Genomic DNA, 16,747 nt, shown 5'->3' with positions numbered 1-16,747 from the left:
GCCTGTTGTTATCTAATTAAGGTTTAGGATTTCCGCACCGTCCAAAGCAAATGCGGTACACAATTCAAATGCTTTCTGTGATTTGAGTTGGGCAGTACCACCCAATACAATGCTCTGTAATTTGGCTTCATCATCTTTGTAATTGCGTACATTCTGAAAGTAGCCTGTAACAGCGTTGTATGCTCCGAACAAAGTCCCTTTGGTCGTGTTCATCTGTTGTGCATCATCTGTCATAGCATATAGAAGCGCATTATCAACCACGTTTTTGAACACGGTGGAAACTTCATCGTCAGCCCCTTTGTTGATAAGGTCAAGTGTTTCTTTGTTCGGGCAAAGTGCCAACTGGATTAGCTTTCTTACTTCTCGGTCTGATACTTTTACCTTTGTCCAATTATTGAAAATGCCCTCTAATTGGTTGCTCAATGTGTTGGCAAGCCCCATAATCTTGTGGGCGTTCTCGATACGTTGTTTTGCTCCCGAAGTATGTTTGATACGGACTACATTGGTCATACTGCGTAGTGAGGCATTCAGCGTGTTTTGGCATACGATACGGATAGGCGTAAATGCTGCGGTAATACTTCCGCTACCATCGTGCGAAGTGGTTAGAAAAATGTACTTTTCCGTTACATCATCGCCATTGCCTACACGGATATAATCGGGCAGTTTGGCAGTGATAAAGATGCGTTCCCCTTTGCCCAATGCCCCTGCGGTTTCGTACAGGATACCTTCGCCACCACCTACAATAGCATCAAAAAAATTAAAGGCTTCCCGATTTTGTACAATGTGGTAATCCTTACCGACTACACCCAATACTGCATTGTTATCGGTGCGTATGTTAGCGAAATAGTTAGGTACTTCTAATTCGGTGCTACCTATTTCTATACCGTTGGCAGTTTCGATAATGCCCGAACCTTTGGTAAACAGTGGGGATTTTACGACATCGTAATCTAACCCTGCGTATTTGATAGCTTCCTCGCTCGTTGGGTATTGCTCTACGATTTGCCCCAAACCGTGCCACGCTTTTTGCTGTACTGAAAAGAAACTGTGCTTTCCTGTTTGCTCGTTGAAATGAATGTTATGTGCCATTTTGATAAATTTTGATGTTAAAAAATGATTGAATACTCGTTGTTAGAATGGGAGGTCGTCATCTGCTCCCTGTGCTGTAACCTTGTTGTTCTCGGCTTGTGCAGTAGCTTGTATGGTTTCGGCTCTCCTGCTACCTCCGTGCAGTTTGATTTGTGAGGTATGAAAGTTCAGCCCCGAATGTGCTTCGCCGTCTTTGCCTATCCACGCTCGTGTATTCACTCGCCCTGTGAGTTCTACCAATGTGCCTTTTGTCAGCAGTCTTGCCACGTTTGCAGATAGCCAGTAGGCACAATCGAAGTAGGTCGTTTGCTCTACACGCTCGCCTTGTTTGTTCTTGTAGCTTTCGTTGCTCGCTACCGAAAAGTTTACTACTTGCTTGTCGTTGTTAAGGGTTCTTACTTCCGCATCCCTTGTTAGTCGTCCGATGATGTTCATAATCGTTCTGTTTTAAAAGTTTGACATTTTGTTACGTTCGCTTTTCTCGCTTCCTGCTTCCTGTTGTGGTCTGCTCCGCTTCGCATAATATTTTCCAAAAGAAAAACCGGAAAAAAGAAAGCAGATAATCCAAGCGGGCAACAGCGATGACCAAGAAAAAAAATGATTTAATGGGGGTTCCTTTAGGGGGAAACCGTTCATTCGTTTTTTTTATTGGTGGGTGTGTGCGATGGCTGCCCGCTATAACTTAGCTGCCTTTTTACCGGTTGATTGTGGAAATTTTCTATTCCTAATTTTTATGTCAATTATGAACAGGCTTCAATAGTCTGAAACAAAGGAGGAGTAATAAAAAAGTATGGGCATAAAAAAAGCAGAACCGTTAAGTTCTGCTTCTTGTGGTTAGATAAAAGCGGATTAGATTGCCATCATAAATGCCTCTTCCATTGCTTTGAATTTCGGTGTAACCAAATCCATATCCTTGCTGATTTTTTGGCTTGTGATTTTAGCATAAATTTGTGTGGTGGAAATGTTTTTATGCCCCATCATTTTGCTAAGGCTTTCAAGCGGTACGCCCTCGGTCAGAAACATTGTTCCAAAAGTATGTCTTGCGGTGTGAAAGGTTACTTTTTGCTCCGTGATAATCTCTGCCTTTTCAACCAATTTACCTATGTGCGTATTGCAGGTTGCATTGGTAGGAACCGGAAAGATAAATTCATTCCTTGTTGTACCCTGATATTTCTCAATGATACGTTTAGGGATTTCCATTAACCGAACATTGGAAGCAACATCAGATTTCTTTCTCCGGCTGATAATCCATTGATGACCGTCAAAGAATGATTGAATATTGCTTCTTGTCAATTTCTTAATATCAGCGTAAGCCAATCCTGTAAAGCAACTGAAAATAAAAATATCTTTTACAAGTTCATATCTTTTATGCGGAACCTGACACATCATCAGCTTTTCAACGTCTTCTTTCAGTATGTACCCTCTGTCGGTTTCTTCCATACTTATTTCGTAATCCTCAAAAGGATTATCACGTATCAGCCCTTTTTTGATAGCCAGTTCAGCCAAAGCAATAACAGGCATTGTGTAAATCCAAACCGTGTTATGGGCGCATTGCTTATCGTAGCGGAGGTAAAAGTCAAACTCACGGATAAAATCTGCCGTCAGTTCCCGAAATGCCATATCTTCCCTGTGATAACGCTCTTTTATAAATTCCGTAAGATGATTGTAAACAGTGATGTATTTGTTGTAAGTTCCTTGTGAACGCTCCTCTTTATCAACCAATCTTTTAAATTCAACATTCTGGTCGTTAAAAACTTTCAATATGGCATCATCCATTACACCAACACCGAGAAAAGAGAGCTTTACTTTTTGGGCAGTTGCAAAGCCCTCGTGCTTCAGCATATCTTCATAAATCTTGTCGATACGTCCCCGTATATTGTCCAGCTTTTGGTTGATGCTCAAAGCTGTGGCACTTTTGCCCTGAACCCGTCCGTGTTTTAAATCCCAACTATTAGGGTTAATTTCTAACTTTGTCCCGAAAGTTTTCGGTGTTCCATCAATGGTAATACGTGCCATAACCGGGGCATTACCGTTCTTTTTCAGTTCGTTCTTTTTCAAATAGAAAAGCAGTTTGAACGTCGATTTTTTTGTCTGCTCCATAACTCAAATGTTTAACGTTTAAAATTAAATTACATTGAGTTACAAGGGAATATAAAAAAGGGTGCAAAAGACTGAAATATAATCAGTTAAGCTATATAGTTGCCTTTATCAATCGGTAACGAATTAGTAACCTAACCTTGTCAATTTAAGCCCAAAACCTATCAGACACCGAGTTCCAAACTAAGACTACACATTTATAAAGCATTGTATAGTAGCGGTTTTAATCGCTTTGCGTACTTTTGCTTTTTATTAATCTTTTTATAATGAAAGTAGTGAAAAGTAGTATTTGATTGTTTTTGTGGAGTAAGTGTAAGATATAAAACATAACTGTTTTAAGATGAGTGTAAATAATGCGTTTTAAAACTGAAAATATACTATTGACTAAGTCGATCAGATCAATTTTTCATGAATATTAGTGTGATAAAAAGAGCTAACTTTTTAATAATTAAAGCTTTATTTTATACTTTTATGTAATATATTGATACTAACAATCTTTTTAGAATGAACATCAGGTTATTCTTGTTTTTTTTAATGTTCACAACTCGGCTTTTCTCGCAAAATTATACGCTGAGAGAAGCTCCTATCCGAGATGAATATAATACTTATCTCATCTGTAGTGCTCCTTTTGTTGATAACAATAAATTTGTTTGGTATTCTACCAACAGAGAGGGTGATTTTTATAGATTTGATGGTAAAAATAAATTGCGTTTTAGTTATTATACAGGAAAGAATGATCATTATGATAGTTCTTATATTTCTAATTATAGTTGGCTTCAGGACAGCGAAAATAATATTTGGGCCCTTAAGCAAAATCGCGTTTACATCATCAAAAGAAAACCTCCGGGCTATGTGGTGGAAAGAATCCTTCTTGAAAGAGAATCCATAGATAGAACGGTTGGGATTGGGATGGATAAGCTTAAGAATATATGGATCAGCAATGGTTCCAGATATCTTATCAGAATAGACGGGAAACAGCAAATTACTAAAGTAAGTCACCCCAGATTAAAGCAAGGCAAAAAAAGTATTCAGATATTTAAAACATTACAGGATGGAAGACTGTTGGCAAAGTCTGGATATGATATTTATTTTATTGATGAAAACGGACTTAATTATTTTGGAAATCTTCAATCTATTGATAAAGAAATGAATGCTGAGTTTCAATTTATTGAAAATGGTAAGATATTTAAGGAAAATGACAGTGGGGTTTATAGATATAATGGTAAACCTTTTAGATACCTCTACATAAAGGAACTCAATATTCAGGTTTTTAACAGACCCTATGCAAATATTGCCCCGTCTTATGGTTATTCAGATAATAAAACGGTTATGTATAATGACGCAACAGTATTTATTGTAAATCGTAATGACATATACATCAATAGATTTAATAAACAAAAAGGAGAAATAACAACAACTGATACCTTAAGTTTTAAAACACCGGTTGCTATAAATTTTAGTAGACAAAATCCTGATTTTATATGGATTTCAACCCATGATAAGCTTTACAAAATGTTGGTAAGTCCTAACAATTTTGATAAAATTCTCCAATTTAAAAATAGTCAACTCAGCACGCGGACGATGGTGTCTGATACAAAAAAAAACCTTTATATAGGCACTTATGAAGGTTTATATGTAGTGAGAAACACAAACAAAAAAGCTGAAGAAGTATTTATAAAAAATGATAAGAAAGGTGTTTTTGATGCAATGTATCTGGAAAAAAATGATCATATTTTATGGGGATATGATGAGTATGGTTCCTTAAAGAGAGTAGATTTAAGTACCCGTATAAAAACATCTTTTAAAATGCCTGATGAAACGGGACAGGTAACGTTTGTCAAAGAAAAAGGCGATAGTGAATTATGGGTTGGTACCACACACGGGCTTTATGTTTTTAATACCAAAACAGAACAATTTCATGAATTGAAAGGTACTAATAATGAGCTCAAAGGAATTCAGTTCCAGCATATTTTACAAGCAAGAGACGGACGATGGTGGCTAGCAACAAACAAAGGTCTTTTTTTTAGAGATAAAAGAGGAGATTTTCTTAATTATAGTGTTACAAACCCGGACTTTAAAAATAAAAACATACTTACATTGCTTGAGGATGAGAAGGGAAATTTATGGATTGGTACTGATGGTGACGGTGTGTTGTTTTTGGACTTAAAAACGGGACATCTGAAAAATTATAACGTTAGGGATGGTTTGTCCAATGCTATTATATGCGGTATATTGGAAAGTAAAAATGCTTTCTGGTTTTCTACTTATTATGGTCTTTCGCGCCTTGATAAGAAGACCGATACTTTTACAGTGTATTTCAAAGAAGACGGACTTCCTGACAACGAGTTTAATCTTCGCTCTTATTATAAAGCTGAAGATGGTATTTTTTATTTTGGAGGACTTAATGGAGTAGTGGCCTTTGATCCGGAAAAAATACAACTTCCTAAAGAAAATCCGTATAAGATTTTTCTGATAGAAGCAACTTATTTCTCTGAAAAAAAGAATAAGAATATAAAAGACTGCTTGTGCGAAAGTGAAAGTACGGATGTAATAAATCTTCCCTATAATAGAAACTATTTTTCTGCCACCTTTACTATAAATGAATTGTTTTATCAGGAAAGTAATACCTATTATTATAAAATAGATGGTCTTACAAATGGTTGGAACGATGCCGGAACATCTGGCAAAATTGAATTATACAGTTTACCACCCGGAGATTATGTGGTACAGGTTAGAGGTAAGGATTTTAAAGGAACGGTAACAGTTAATGAGAAAAGGATATATCTCCATGTGCGGCAAATTTTTTATAAAACACCTCTTTTTATTGGAAGTATTACAGTTCTCATCCTTTTTCTTATTATATATTTCTTCTTGCGAAAGATTAATACGCAACGTAAAGTATTTGAACGTGAAAAAGAAATTGCTGAACTGAAGTCAAGTGCTTTGAGAGCTCAGATGAATCCACATTTCTTATTCAATATTTTGAGTAACCTGCAAAGTGTTTTAATTCTAAAAGGGGAGATGGAAGCCAATAAATATTTTGGAGCATTTTCAAAGTTACTACGCCTTACCATTGAAATGTCAAGACAAGAGCTGGTAGCGCTTGAAACTGAAATTGAATATATCAAGAACTATATATTGTTGAATAATCTTCAGCTAAATGAAACAATTGATTATACTGTTGAAGTAGATAGCAGTATTAAAAATAAAGCTGAAATTTTACTTCCGGTAATGATTGTTCAACCTTTTGTAGAAAATGCTATCATTCATGGACTCTCTTCAAAAAAGGATAAGAAACTTGAAATTCGCTTTTCTGTTGAAAATGATTATCTTATCATATCTGTTCAAGATAACGGTATCGGAAGAGACGCTTCAGCCTTGTTAAAGAAAAATAGCAAACGAGTTTATAAGTCACTTGCTACAGAAATTGTAAATGAACGTATGAAAATAATAAATGATTCTTATAAAAATACGATGTCAATAGAAATTATTGATCTTTTTGAAAGTGGTATCTCTCTGGGAACCAAGGTGATAATAAAGTTTAAAATGTTGTAATATATGCAATGTTAATTTACAGTATATCCTCATATTTTTAAATTAATTTTGTTGTATATTGTTTTGGCAGGTTTTTTGTTTTTTTATCATTAAAGGATCATTTAATTAATAAAATTTATGAATAGTTATAAAGCATTAATAATAGAAGACGAAATTAATAACGTTGCTATTCTAAAATATTTTCTTACAAAATATTGTATAAACATAGAGGTAGTAGGTCATGCATCTACTATTAATGAAGCTGTATCTGCAATAGACTTGTTAGAACCGGATATTCTTTTTTTAGATATTCATTTAAATGAAGGAGATGCTTTTGATGTACTCGACAGATTAAAGCATATCAATGCTCAGATTATATTTGTTACTTCTTATAATGAGTATGCTATAAAAGCATTCAAATATAATGCTATTGATTATTTGTTAAAACCAGTCGTTATAGAAGAACTAATTCTCGCTGTAAATAAGGCAGTGAAAAATATACACCAACAACGATATTTTGATTTTAATAAGTTGGCCATGTTGTCCAAAACTGAAATGCCAGTTCTTGAGAATAATGAATATATTGCTATCGCTTCTATTGATAAAATTGATCTGTTAAAAGCAAGTGATGTATTATATCTTGAATCTGACAGTAAATATGCTATTTTTCATTCTGTAGATGGAAAAAAATATACTTCTTCTAAAAATCTTTTGCATTTTGAAAAGATTATTGATAGCAGCCGCTTTTTTAGGGTACATCATTCCTATATTATTAATATTGAGCATGTGGTACGTATTATAAAAAAAGACGGCAGTTATTGTGAGTTGTCTAATGGAATGCTTATCCCTATTGCAAAAAGAAAACAAAATGATTTTAATCGCTTTTTAAAAATCAAAAGTTGAATTAATTTTACTTCTATCTTCCTATAAGAGATTAAAATCATGAGTTACAATTGTTGTTTTTAAAACATCAAATACCTTTTGGTTGATCAATTCTTTCACTTATACCGTTTTTGGTGCCATTTACTACTTTTGGTTTTTTTTATTTGAACAAAACGCTAATATTTGTACATAGATTGTTGTCTTTTTATTGTTATTAATAAGGAAAATATATGTTTCCGATTTGTATATTAAAGGATAGTATATTTTCCTTTACTTAATAGTAGGTTAAAAAAGCTCTTTCTATACTATTCATTGTTTGTAAACAGATTACTTTAAACATCCCTTTACGGATTATTTATTGATAAGGTACCCTTTAGATATTATAAACTTTTAAAAAGATTATATTTTTTTAGTATGAAGTTTCTGCACAAGTCGGCATTGAATAATAGAAAAAGATTGATAATACTATAATTGACAACATCCAGTGTTATCCGAACAACAGTGTTCGTATATATAACCGCTGGGGTCGTGAGATCTTTAAAACCACCAATTACGATTCCAACGAAAACGTATTCAGAGGGTATTCAGAAAACAGTGCCAACTTCAAAAACGGAAAAAAAACTTTCAAGGGAACGTATTACTACATTTTGGAATACGAATATACCGATACAGAAACTCCCCCCGTACGATCAAGAAAAGTGGCCGATTTCATTATAGAAATGACTAACCCCGAAATAAACATCATGAAAAAAGTAACAATCAACCTACATCTTTCGCTCTTGTTAGGCTTGCTTTCCCTGAGCGGATTCGCGCAACAAGACCCGCAGTTTACCCATTATATGTACAATACCACCAACATCAACCCTGCCTATGCCGGCAGCCGTGGTTCTTTAAGTATGTTTGGTCTGCACCGCAGCCAATGGGTTGGCCTTGACGGAGCTCCTACCACGAATGCTTTTTCTGTAAACACCCCTTTACAGAACTCTAAACTGGGACTTGGAGTCTCTTTTATCAACGATAAAATCGGAGTGATGAGTGAAAATACTCTTGCAGTAGATTTGTCTTACACCCTTGATCTGGCCGGTCGCAACAACAACAAATTGTCTTTCGGTATCAAAGGATCAGCCAATCTGTTGGATGTAAGCTACAGCAAACTGAACCTTCACAATCCTACCGATCCGCAGTTTTCAGAAGACATCGCCAATGAGTTTACTCCTAACATCGGAGCGGGTATCTATTACCACAACGACAAAAGTTATCTGGGATTCTCGGTACCGAACTTTTTGGAAACCAAACGCTATAATGACAATGTGAAATCTACCATGCGTACCAAAATGCACTATTATCTGATGGGAGGTTATGTATTTGACCTTAACCCGGGCTTGAAATTCAAACCAGCCTTTCTGGTAAAAGCAGTTGAAGGAGCTCCTGTACAGGTAGACCTTACTGCGAATTTCCTGATTCAGGACAAGCTGACCCTTGGCGCAGCCTACCGTTGGGATGCTGCTTTTAGTGGCCTCATAGGTTTTCAGGTTACCGATGGTCTTATGGTGGGGTATTCCTATGATGGAGAAACCACCAAACTGGCCAATTACAATTCAGGTTCCCATGAGATTTTTCTGCGTTTTGAACTGTTTAACAAATACAAACGAATCGTATCACCTCGATTCTTCTAAAGCGATCTTCTATGAAAAATATCTATAAAACGTTATCGCTTTGTCTCTTTGGTCTTCTGAGTCCGGTTGTTCTGGCTCAGCCCGGAGTAAAGAGAGCAGCGAAGGACTTTGATCAGTATGCGTATATTGATGCGATCAAAATCTATGAAAAAGTAGTCAAACGCGGTCACAGCAGTGCTCAAATCTATAGTGAACTGGGAGATGCGAACTATTTCAATGGTAACTATAATGAAGCAGCCCGCTGGTATGGCGAACTGTTTTCTCAGTATCCGGATCAGGTTACTCAGAGTGCTTACTATTACCGTTATGCGCAGAGTTTAAAGAGTACGGGAGCGGATGCATCAGCAGAGCAGTATCTGGAGCAGTTTGTTCAAAAAGCGGGAAGTGAATCAACGTCTGCCGCTTTGATTCAAAAAGAGCGGGACTACAAAAAGGGCATTGAGAAGAACTCCGGCCGCTATACCATTGAAAACCTTTCCATCAACAGTCCTTATTCCGATTATGGAAGCAGTATTCACAACGGAAAGCTGCTTTTTACCACGGCAAGAGATACGGGAAGTTTGTCTAAAAAAGTACACAGCTGGACGGATAAGGCATTTACAAGTATTTACAAAGCAGAGGTTGATACTGACGGATCTGTAACGGATGCCACTCGTTTTGACAAAGGCATCTGCAGCAAGTTCAATGAAGCGACACCTGTGGTTACCAAAGACGGGAAAACGATGTATTTTACCCGTAACAACTACAATGGTAAACGCGGATATGATGAGCATAAAACCACTTTACTAAAAATCTATAAAGCTACCTTTAGAGATGGTAAATGGGGTGATGTAGAAGAACTGCCTTTTAACAGTAATGCTTTCAACACGGCACATCCGGTGCTTAACGATAAAGAAGACATGATGTATTTTGCATCTGATCGTCCCGGAGGCTTCGGAGGGTCTGATATCTGGCGTATTGCGCTGCACCCGAACGGTACTTTTGGCGGTCCTGAAAACTTAGGTCCTCATATCAATACCGAAGGCAGAGAGAATTTTCCTTTTGTAACAGCGAACGATGAACTGTACTTCAGCAGTGACGGTCGTCCCGGACTTGGAGGACTGGATGTTTTTGGAGTAAAAATCAAAGACGGCGGAGCATTTGGAGAAGTGATGAATGTAGGAACCCCGGTCAACAGTGCGTACGATGATTTTGCTTATATGATTGACATGAGTACTCAGAGAGGCTTTTTCAGCAGTAACCGTCCCGGAGGTAAGGGCAGTGATGATATCTATGGCTTTACACAGACACGAGCACTGGAATTGGACTGTACACAGCAACTAACAGTACGGGTGATAGATGCAGCTACACAAGAAGTGATCACAATGGTTGCTGGAGACTCAACAGTATCTAACCAAAGATGATAAGAGCTTATTATCAGAAGCTTTTTTCAAGATGGTGTATACTTTATAATTTGTTAAAATAAAGAACTTAATAATTACAGCAATGTTTTTGAAAGATATACATATTGGTAAATTATTAAAGCAACGGGTTGAAGAATTGGAAATGGACCCTGCCAGAATAACTGCTTTTATGCGTTGTACAGAACAAGAGATTCTTACTACGTATAAAGAAAAAATGATCTCTACAGATCGCTTACTACGTTGGTCAAAATTGTTGGGATATGATTTTTTTAGATTATACAGTGGACATTTGGTTTTATATCACCGCGATACTTCTATTAAGATAAATAATAAAGACAAATCAAGCAGTTTGCCTGTATTTAGAAAGAATATTTACACAAAAGAAATTATTGACTATATAGTAGATCAGATCTCTACAAAGAAAAAAACAATTAAAGAGGTGATAACTGATTATCAGATTCCGACAAATACCTTATACCGTTGGTTAAAGAAACACACTAAACAATAATCATATGAATACAATGCCTAACTACAACCGGATATATGAAGATCTTATAAAAGATATGTTTCCGGATAAATCAAACGAACTGTTATTATTAGTTACAAAAAAGATAGAGAACAGTTTAGATGTAATAGAGTTAAATGAGCAGTTGTTTAAAAAAAACAACCGTGAAAAGATGGAATATAATCAAAGATTAAAAGCTTATGATGTGGAAAGTATCAAAGCGATATTAAAATATCAGGAAGATAATTTCTTGACAAATTCCGAATTAGCAAGCTTGTTCCGTCTTAGTAGAAATACAGTTACAAAATGGAAAAAAATGACGTTTCATACCTCTTGACAGGAGTAGAAATAATAAAAGAGAAGGTGAAAAACCTTCTCTTTTTATTATAAAATGCGTTCAGAAACATAATCGAGTTTTACAGACGGATATTTACTTTCTGTCATTTGAATCGAAAATTCCGAATCTGCTAAGAATACCAATTGTCCTGATTTATCTTTGGCTAAAAATTTTTGTTTAACACGTTTGAATTCTGCAAATTCTTCATTTTTGGGATCCAGCGGCCGTACCCAACAGGCTTTAAAAGCAGAAAAATTCTCATACGTACACTTAGCACCATATTCATGTTCAAGACGGTACTGAATAACTTCATACTGTAGCGCTCCTACTGTACCAATGACTTTACGACCATTTAATTCTAACGTGAATAACTGCGCTACCCCTTCATCCATCAGCTGATCAATTCCTTTCTCCAATTGTTTTGATTTCATCGGATCTGCATTATTGATATATCGGAAATGTTCCGGTGAGAAACTTGGAATTCCTTTAAAAGTCATCAATTCCCCCTCGGTTAGAGTATCACCTATTTTGAAGTTTCCGGTATCATGTAACCCTACAATATCTCCGGCATAAGAGATATCAACAATTTCTTTTTTCTCAGCAAAGAAAGCATTCGGGCTTGAAAATTTTAGATTTTTACCGAGTCTTACGTGGGTATAAGGTTTGTTTCTTTCAAAAACGCCTGATACTATTTTTACGAAAGCCAAACGATCTCTGTGTTTCGGATCCATATTGGCATGTATTTTAAAAACAAAGCCCGAAAACTTGTTTTCATCAGGTTCAACCAAACGGGTGTCTGACTGCTTTGCTCGAGGTGACGGAGCAATTTCTATAAAGCAGTCTAAAAGCTCACGAACTCCGAAGTTGTTAAGAGCAGAACCGAAAAATACGGGTTGAAGATCCCCATTGATATAAGCATCTCTGTCAAATGGCGGATATACTTCATGAACGAGTTCTAATTCCTCTCTCAATCTGTTCGCAGGTTTTTCACCTATCAGTTGGTCCAGTTCATTACTTTGTATGTCGCTTACTGTAATTACATCTTCTATATTTTTACGGCTGTCTTCTGAGAAAAGGTTGATATTGTTTTCCCATATATTATAGATTCCCTTAAAATCGTATCCCATACCAATTGGAAAGGAGAGTGGTGTAACGGTTAGATTGAGTTTTTGTTCTACTTCATCTAATAGTTCAAAAGCATCTTTTCCTTCGCGATCCAGCTTGTTGATAAATACAATCATAGGAATGTTTCTCATTCTGCAGACTTCTACAAGCTTTATCGTTTGCTCTTCAACCCCTTTAGCAACATCGACCACTACAATAACAGAATCTACAGCAGTAAGAGTTCGAAAGGTATCTTCTGCAAAGTCTTTGTGACCTGGAGTATCTAATATGTTTATTTTTTTATCTTTATAATTAAATGCCAGAACCGATGTAGCTACCGAGATTCCTCTTTGACGTTCAATCTCCATAAAATCGGAAGTAGCTCCCTTTTTTATTTTGTTGCTTTTTACTGCTCCGGCTTCCTGAATTGCTCCACCGAATAAAAGTAGTTTTTCTGTCAGAGTTGTTTTACCGGCATCAGGGTGTGCAATAACGCCAAAAGTTCTTCTACGTAAAATTTCGTCTTTAAAACTCATTTTTTAAATTTATTTTCCGCTGCAAAAATACTATTTATTTATAGATAATGCCTTTTAATATGATATTGGCCACTAATATTTTGTTAAGACTGATTTTTTGATAGTGAAATACTCTTACTTATTGCTATTTTTGTTTTTCTTTATTTAAATCGCTACAAGAAATGAAATTACAACCATTTGCATTTAGCTTACTTACAGCCTTGTTGTACTGCAATACTTATGCACAGAAACCAACAGATGAATTGGTGAAAATCAATAATCACTCCTATAATGTTGAGGAATTTGAAAGGGTATATACAAAGAATCTGGATTTATTAAAAGACGAAGAACAAAAAAGGATTGATAATTATATGGATTTGTTCGTGCTTTATAAATTAAAAGTAGATAAGGCATACGAACTTGGGTTGGACAAAGATAAAAACTACATTAGTGAGTTTAATCAGCACAGAAGTCAACTGGCAGAAAAATATTTTGTTGATGAAAAGGCAATTGATAAATTAGTAGAAGAAGCCTATGAACGTTCAAAAAAAGAAATTAACGCTTCACATATTCTGTTTTTGGTAAATGATTATGCTTTGCCGACAGATACACTAAAAGCGTATAATAAAGCTATGGAAGTGCGTAAGGAAATTCTCAATGGAAAAGATTTTTCTGAAGCTGCTCTTGAATATTCAGAAGATCCTTCGGCAAAGGCAAACAGAGGAGAGTTAGGTTACTTTACAGTATTCAGAATGGTATACCCATTCGAATCCGGTGCTTATAAAACAGAAAAAGGAGCTGTTTCATTGCCGGTACGCTCACAGTTTGGCTATCATCTGATCAAAGTGAATGATATAAGAGAGGTGCGTTCTGCAAGAGATGTTTCTCATATATTCATAAGTAAGGAAGCCCATACAGAAGAAGAAGCTCAGCAAATCGCCGATAAAGTATATGCTTTGTTAAAAAGTGGTACTGCGTTTGAAGATCTTGCTGCTGAATATTCAGATGATCTTACGAATAAAAATGAAGGTGGGAAAATCAATAAATATTTTCCGAATAAACTGGCTATTGATTCCTTTGATGATATGGTATACGGACTTACTGAAGTGAACACCTTTTCTGTACCTTTCAAAAGCCAGTTTGGATGGCACATTGTACAATTAGATAAGATTTACCCTATTCCAGGTTTTGAAGAAAGTAAATCGAATCTCATCAATAGAGTTAAAGGGGATGCAAGAGGTCAGATCATGAAAAAAGATTTGCAGAATCATTTAAAAGAACGTTTTCATTATAAAGAAAACAAAACTGCTCTTGCAACAGCTCAGAAATACATAACTAAAGACATCTATACAAAAGCGTTTAACAAGCCTGAATTAAAAAAACCGGCTACTATTGCAACTTTTGCAGATGTAAAAATTACAGATGCTCAGTATCTCGACTATGTAAATATCAATTATGACCGTTTGTTGTATATAACTCCTGAAGACGCTCTTGCAAGAATTTTATATGATAACTTTATATCAAAAGAACTTGAAAGTTATTATGACAGCCGTTTGGAGACTGATTTTCCGGAATTTAGAAATACGGCTCAGGAATACAGAGAAGGTTTGTTATTATTTGACCTTATGGAAAAAGAAGTTTGGGGTAAGGTAAAAAAAGATACTTTAGGTTATACCGGTTATTATCAAAACCATGCTGATGAATACCTTCAAAAGGAAATAGTTGAGGGAACTATTTTTACGTTTGATAAAAAGAAGGCCGCAACAAAATACCTCAGCTATCTTGAGAAAATCAAAAAAACAAAAGACATTGCTTCTGTAAAAACACCCAAAGTGGAATACAGTGCTTATAAAGGAGAAATGGAGTTAACCGACAGCCGTTTGCCTCACGATTTTACACCAAAGGAAGGATCTGTTTCCTTATATGAAAAAGGAGGTAAATATCTTGTGATCGATATAGAGAAGCACCGCCCGCAACAAATGATACCATTAGAAGAAATACGTTCAAAAGTAATACAGGATTATCAGGAGTTATATGAGCAGCAATGGTTAGATGCATTGAAAAGTAAAGCAGATATCCGTATCAATGCAAAAGTACTCAGTGAACTGAAAGCCAAATATTCTCAGAAATAATCTTAATAAAAACAAAATACGTATTCATATTAAAAAACTGAACGTATATTTGCCCGAAGATCTTTTATTTTAAGAAGAAATAACCATTTTATGAAAGTAATTTTTAAAAATACCCTCTTATTATTTGCTTTACTGGCTACTTTTTGTTCAGGATTTGCACAGCAGAGTAAAAAAAGAATTGATGGAGTGGTAGCCATTGTAGGAGAACACATTATTTTGGATTCGGATATTGATATCGGTTTTGTCGAAGCAAAAGCAGTAGGATATGATGTTTCCAATGCCTCCAGATGTGAGATTTTAGGAACACTTTTAGAAAACAAATTATTCATGCATCAGGCAGTGCAGGATAGTATTGTTGTTACAAAAGAAGAAGTTAACTATGAATTTGACAGTCAGCTTGATCGTATGGTTGAAAGTGCAGGGTCTTTGAGCAATGTATTGGATTTCTATAAGAAAAAGAGTGTTGATGAAGTAAGAGAATCTCTTTCAACTCTGATTGAAAATAATATGCTTGCATCCCGTATGCAGCAAAAAATCGTAGAACATGTGCAAATTACTCCCGAGGAAGTGCGTCAGTACTATATGACAATTCCAAAAGAGCAATTGCCAATGATCGGAGAAGAAGTAGAACTTGCTGAAATAGTAGTGAAACCGGAGATTACCAAAGAGCAGAGACAAGCTGTAATTGATAAGCTTAACGAAATACGCCAGGATGTAATGGAAGGAGACAGCTTTCAGAACAAAGTTTATATGTACACAGAAGATCCGGGATCTATCAGCACCGGAGGTTTTTATGTAGTTGATAAAAAATCACAATTTGCAAAAGAATTTAAGGATACTGCCTTTTCACTGAAAGTAGGGGAAATTTCAGAGCCTTTCCTGACAGAGTTCGGATACCACATCATTCTGTTAGAAGATATCAAAGATAATAAATTGCAGGTGCGTCATATATTAATGGCACCTAAGCCAACTGAAGCGGCTATTGAGGCTGCTAAAGAGAAAATTGCAAAAATCAGAAGTGAAATTGTAAACAACCAAATCTCTTTTGGAGATGCTGCCCGAAAATATTCCGATGCAGAAGATTCTAAAAACAGTGGAGGTATTTATCTGAACCCGATGACAAGAGATACGCGTTTTGAAGTAAACCGCATACAAGATAAGTATTTGTACAGTATGGTAAGCGGTTTGGGATTAAACGAAATTTCCCAACCGGTATTTGTAAATGACATGTATACAAGACAGAATTTCTATCGTATGGTTCAGGTTACCAAAAAAATTGACGAACATTTGGCTGATTATGATCATGATTATTTGAAAATTAAAGACAATGCATTAAATGTAAAACAATCCAAAATTATTGGTGAGTGGATTACAAAAAAAATAAAAGATACGTATGTACAATTAAGTCCTGATTATAAAGACTGTACCTTCAAAAGTAACTGGTCTAAAAAATAGAGAATATCACATATTGTTTAA

13 protein-coding genes and 1 pseudogene are annotated in these 16,747 nt (G+C 35.6%); 9 read left to right on the top strand and 5 right to left on the bottom strand.

From position 1 onward, the window contains the following. Positions 1-12: 12 nt before the first annotated feature. From QW060_RS12420 to QW060_RS12405, 4 genes are all read right to left on the bottom strand, one after another. Positions 13-1,086 carry a DUF932 domain-containing protein gene (locus tag QW060_RS12420; protein WP_002995967.1) on the bottom strand — a complete coding sequence of 358 codons (1,074 nt, stop codon included), beginning with the start codon at positions 1,084-1,086 and terminating at the stop codon, positions 13-15. 42 nt (positions 1,087-1,128) lie between these two features. Then, complete coding sequence (locus QW060_RS12415; protein ID WP_002995963.1) at positions 1,129-1,521, bottom strand: single-stranded DNA-binding protein; 393 nt, start codon at positions 1,519-1,521, stop codon at positions 1,129-1,131. Positions 1,522-1,552: 31 nt separating this feature from the next. Beyond that, entirely contained in the window at positions 1,553-1,675 is a 123-nt protein-coding gene (locus QW060_RS12410; RefSeq protein ID WP_290363859.1) for a hypothetical protein, read from the bottom strand. Between the two features lie 260 nt (positions 1,676-1,935). Continuing rightward, positions 1,936-3,186, bottom strand: a complete 1,251-nt coding sequence (locus tag QW060_RS12405; RefSeq protein ID WP_002995959.1) for a site-specific integrase — start codon at positions 3,184-3,186, stop codon at positions 1,936-1,938. Positions 3,187-3,687: 501 nt separating this feature from the next. Here QW060_RS12405 and QW060_RS12400 point away from each other — a divergent pair. From QW060_RS12400 to QW060_RS12370, 7 genes and pseudogenes are all read left to right on the top strand, one after another. Continuing rightward, complete coding sequence (locus QW060_RS12400; protein WP_290363858.1) at positions 3,688-6,738, top strand: sensor histidine kinase; 3,051 nt, start codon at positions 3,688-3,690, stop codon at positions 6,736-6,738. A 117-nt stretch (positions 6,739-6,855) separates the two neighbouring features. Then, on the top strand, positions 6,856-7,620 hold the full coding sequence (locus tag QW060_RS12395; protein WP_290363857.1) for a LytR/AlgR family response regulator transcription factor: 765 nt from the start codon (positions 6,856-6,858) through the stop codon (positions 7,618-7,620). Between the two features lie 434 nt (positions 7,621-8,054). After that, a pseudogene (locus QW060_RS28475) lies at positions 8,055-8,207 on the top strand (T9SS type B sorting domain-containing protein); the annotation flags it as partial. Between the two features lie 135 nt (positions 8,208-8,342). Beyond that, a complete protein-coding gene (locus tag QW060_RS12385) occupies positions 8,343-9,275 on the top strand; it encodes a PorP/SprF family type IX secretion system membrane protein (protein ID WP_290363855.1) in 933 nt (310 codons plus the stop codon). An 11-nt stretch (positions 9,276-9,286) separates the two neighbouring features. Continuing rightward, on the top strand, positions 9,287-10,678 hold the full coding sequence (locus QW060_RS12380) for a tetratricopeptide repeat protein (RefSeq protein WP_290363854.1): 1,392 nt from the start codon (positions 9,287-9,289) through the stop codon (positions 10,676-10,678). 82 nt (positions 10,679-10,760) lie between these two features. After that, positions 10,761-11,186, top strand: a complete 426-nt coding sequence (locus tag QW060_RS12375) for a transposase (RefSeq protein WP_290363853.1) — start codon at positions 10,761-10,763, stop codon at positions 11,184-11,186. Positions 11,187-11,190: 4 nt separating this feature from the next. Beyond that, positions 11,191-11,520, top strand: a complete 330-nt coding sequence (locus QW060_RS12370) for a helix-turn-helix domain-containing protein (protein ID WP_290363852.1) — start codon at positions 11,191-11,193, stop codon at positions 11,518-11,520. 47 nt (positions 11,521-11,567) lie between these two features. On the opposite strand, the gene QW060_RS12365 is transcribed toward QW060_RS12370, so the two are convergent. Then, entirely contained in the window at positions 11,568-13,160 is a 1,593-nt protein-coding gene (locus tag QW060_RS12365) for a peptide chain release factor 3 (protein WP_290363851.1), read from the bottom strand. 161 nt (positions 13,161-13,321) lie between these two features. Between QW060_RS12365 and QW060_RS12360 the strand changes: the two genes are divergently transcribed. Beyond that, the gene (locus tag QW060_RS12360) at positions 13,322-15,271 is read left to right on the top strand and encodes a peptidylprolyl isomerase (protein ID WP_290363850.1); all 1,950 of its coding nucleotides are present in this window, start codon (positions 13,322-13,324) and stop codon (positions 15,269-15,271) included. A gap of 90 nt (positions 15,272-15,361) precedes the next feature. Then, positions 15,362-16,726: a peptidylprolyl isomerase gene (locus tag QW060_RS12355; protein ID WP_290363849.1), complete on the top strand. Its 1,365-nt coding sequence runs from the start codon at positions 15,362-15,364 to the stop codon at positions 16,724-16,726. Positions 16,727-16,747: the final 21 nt, after the last annotated feature.

Source organism: Paenimyroides ceti (genome assembly GCF_030409925.1).
The sequence above is the reverse complement of the archived record's forward strand: the minus strand, read 5'-3'. Positions and strand labels throughout refer to the sequence as shown.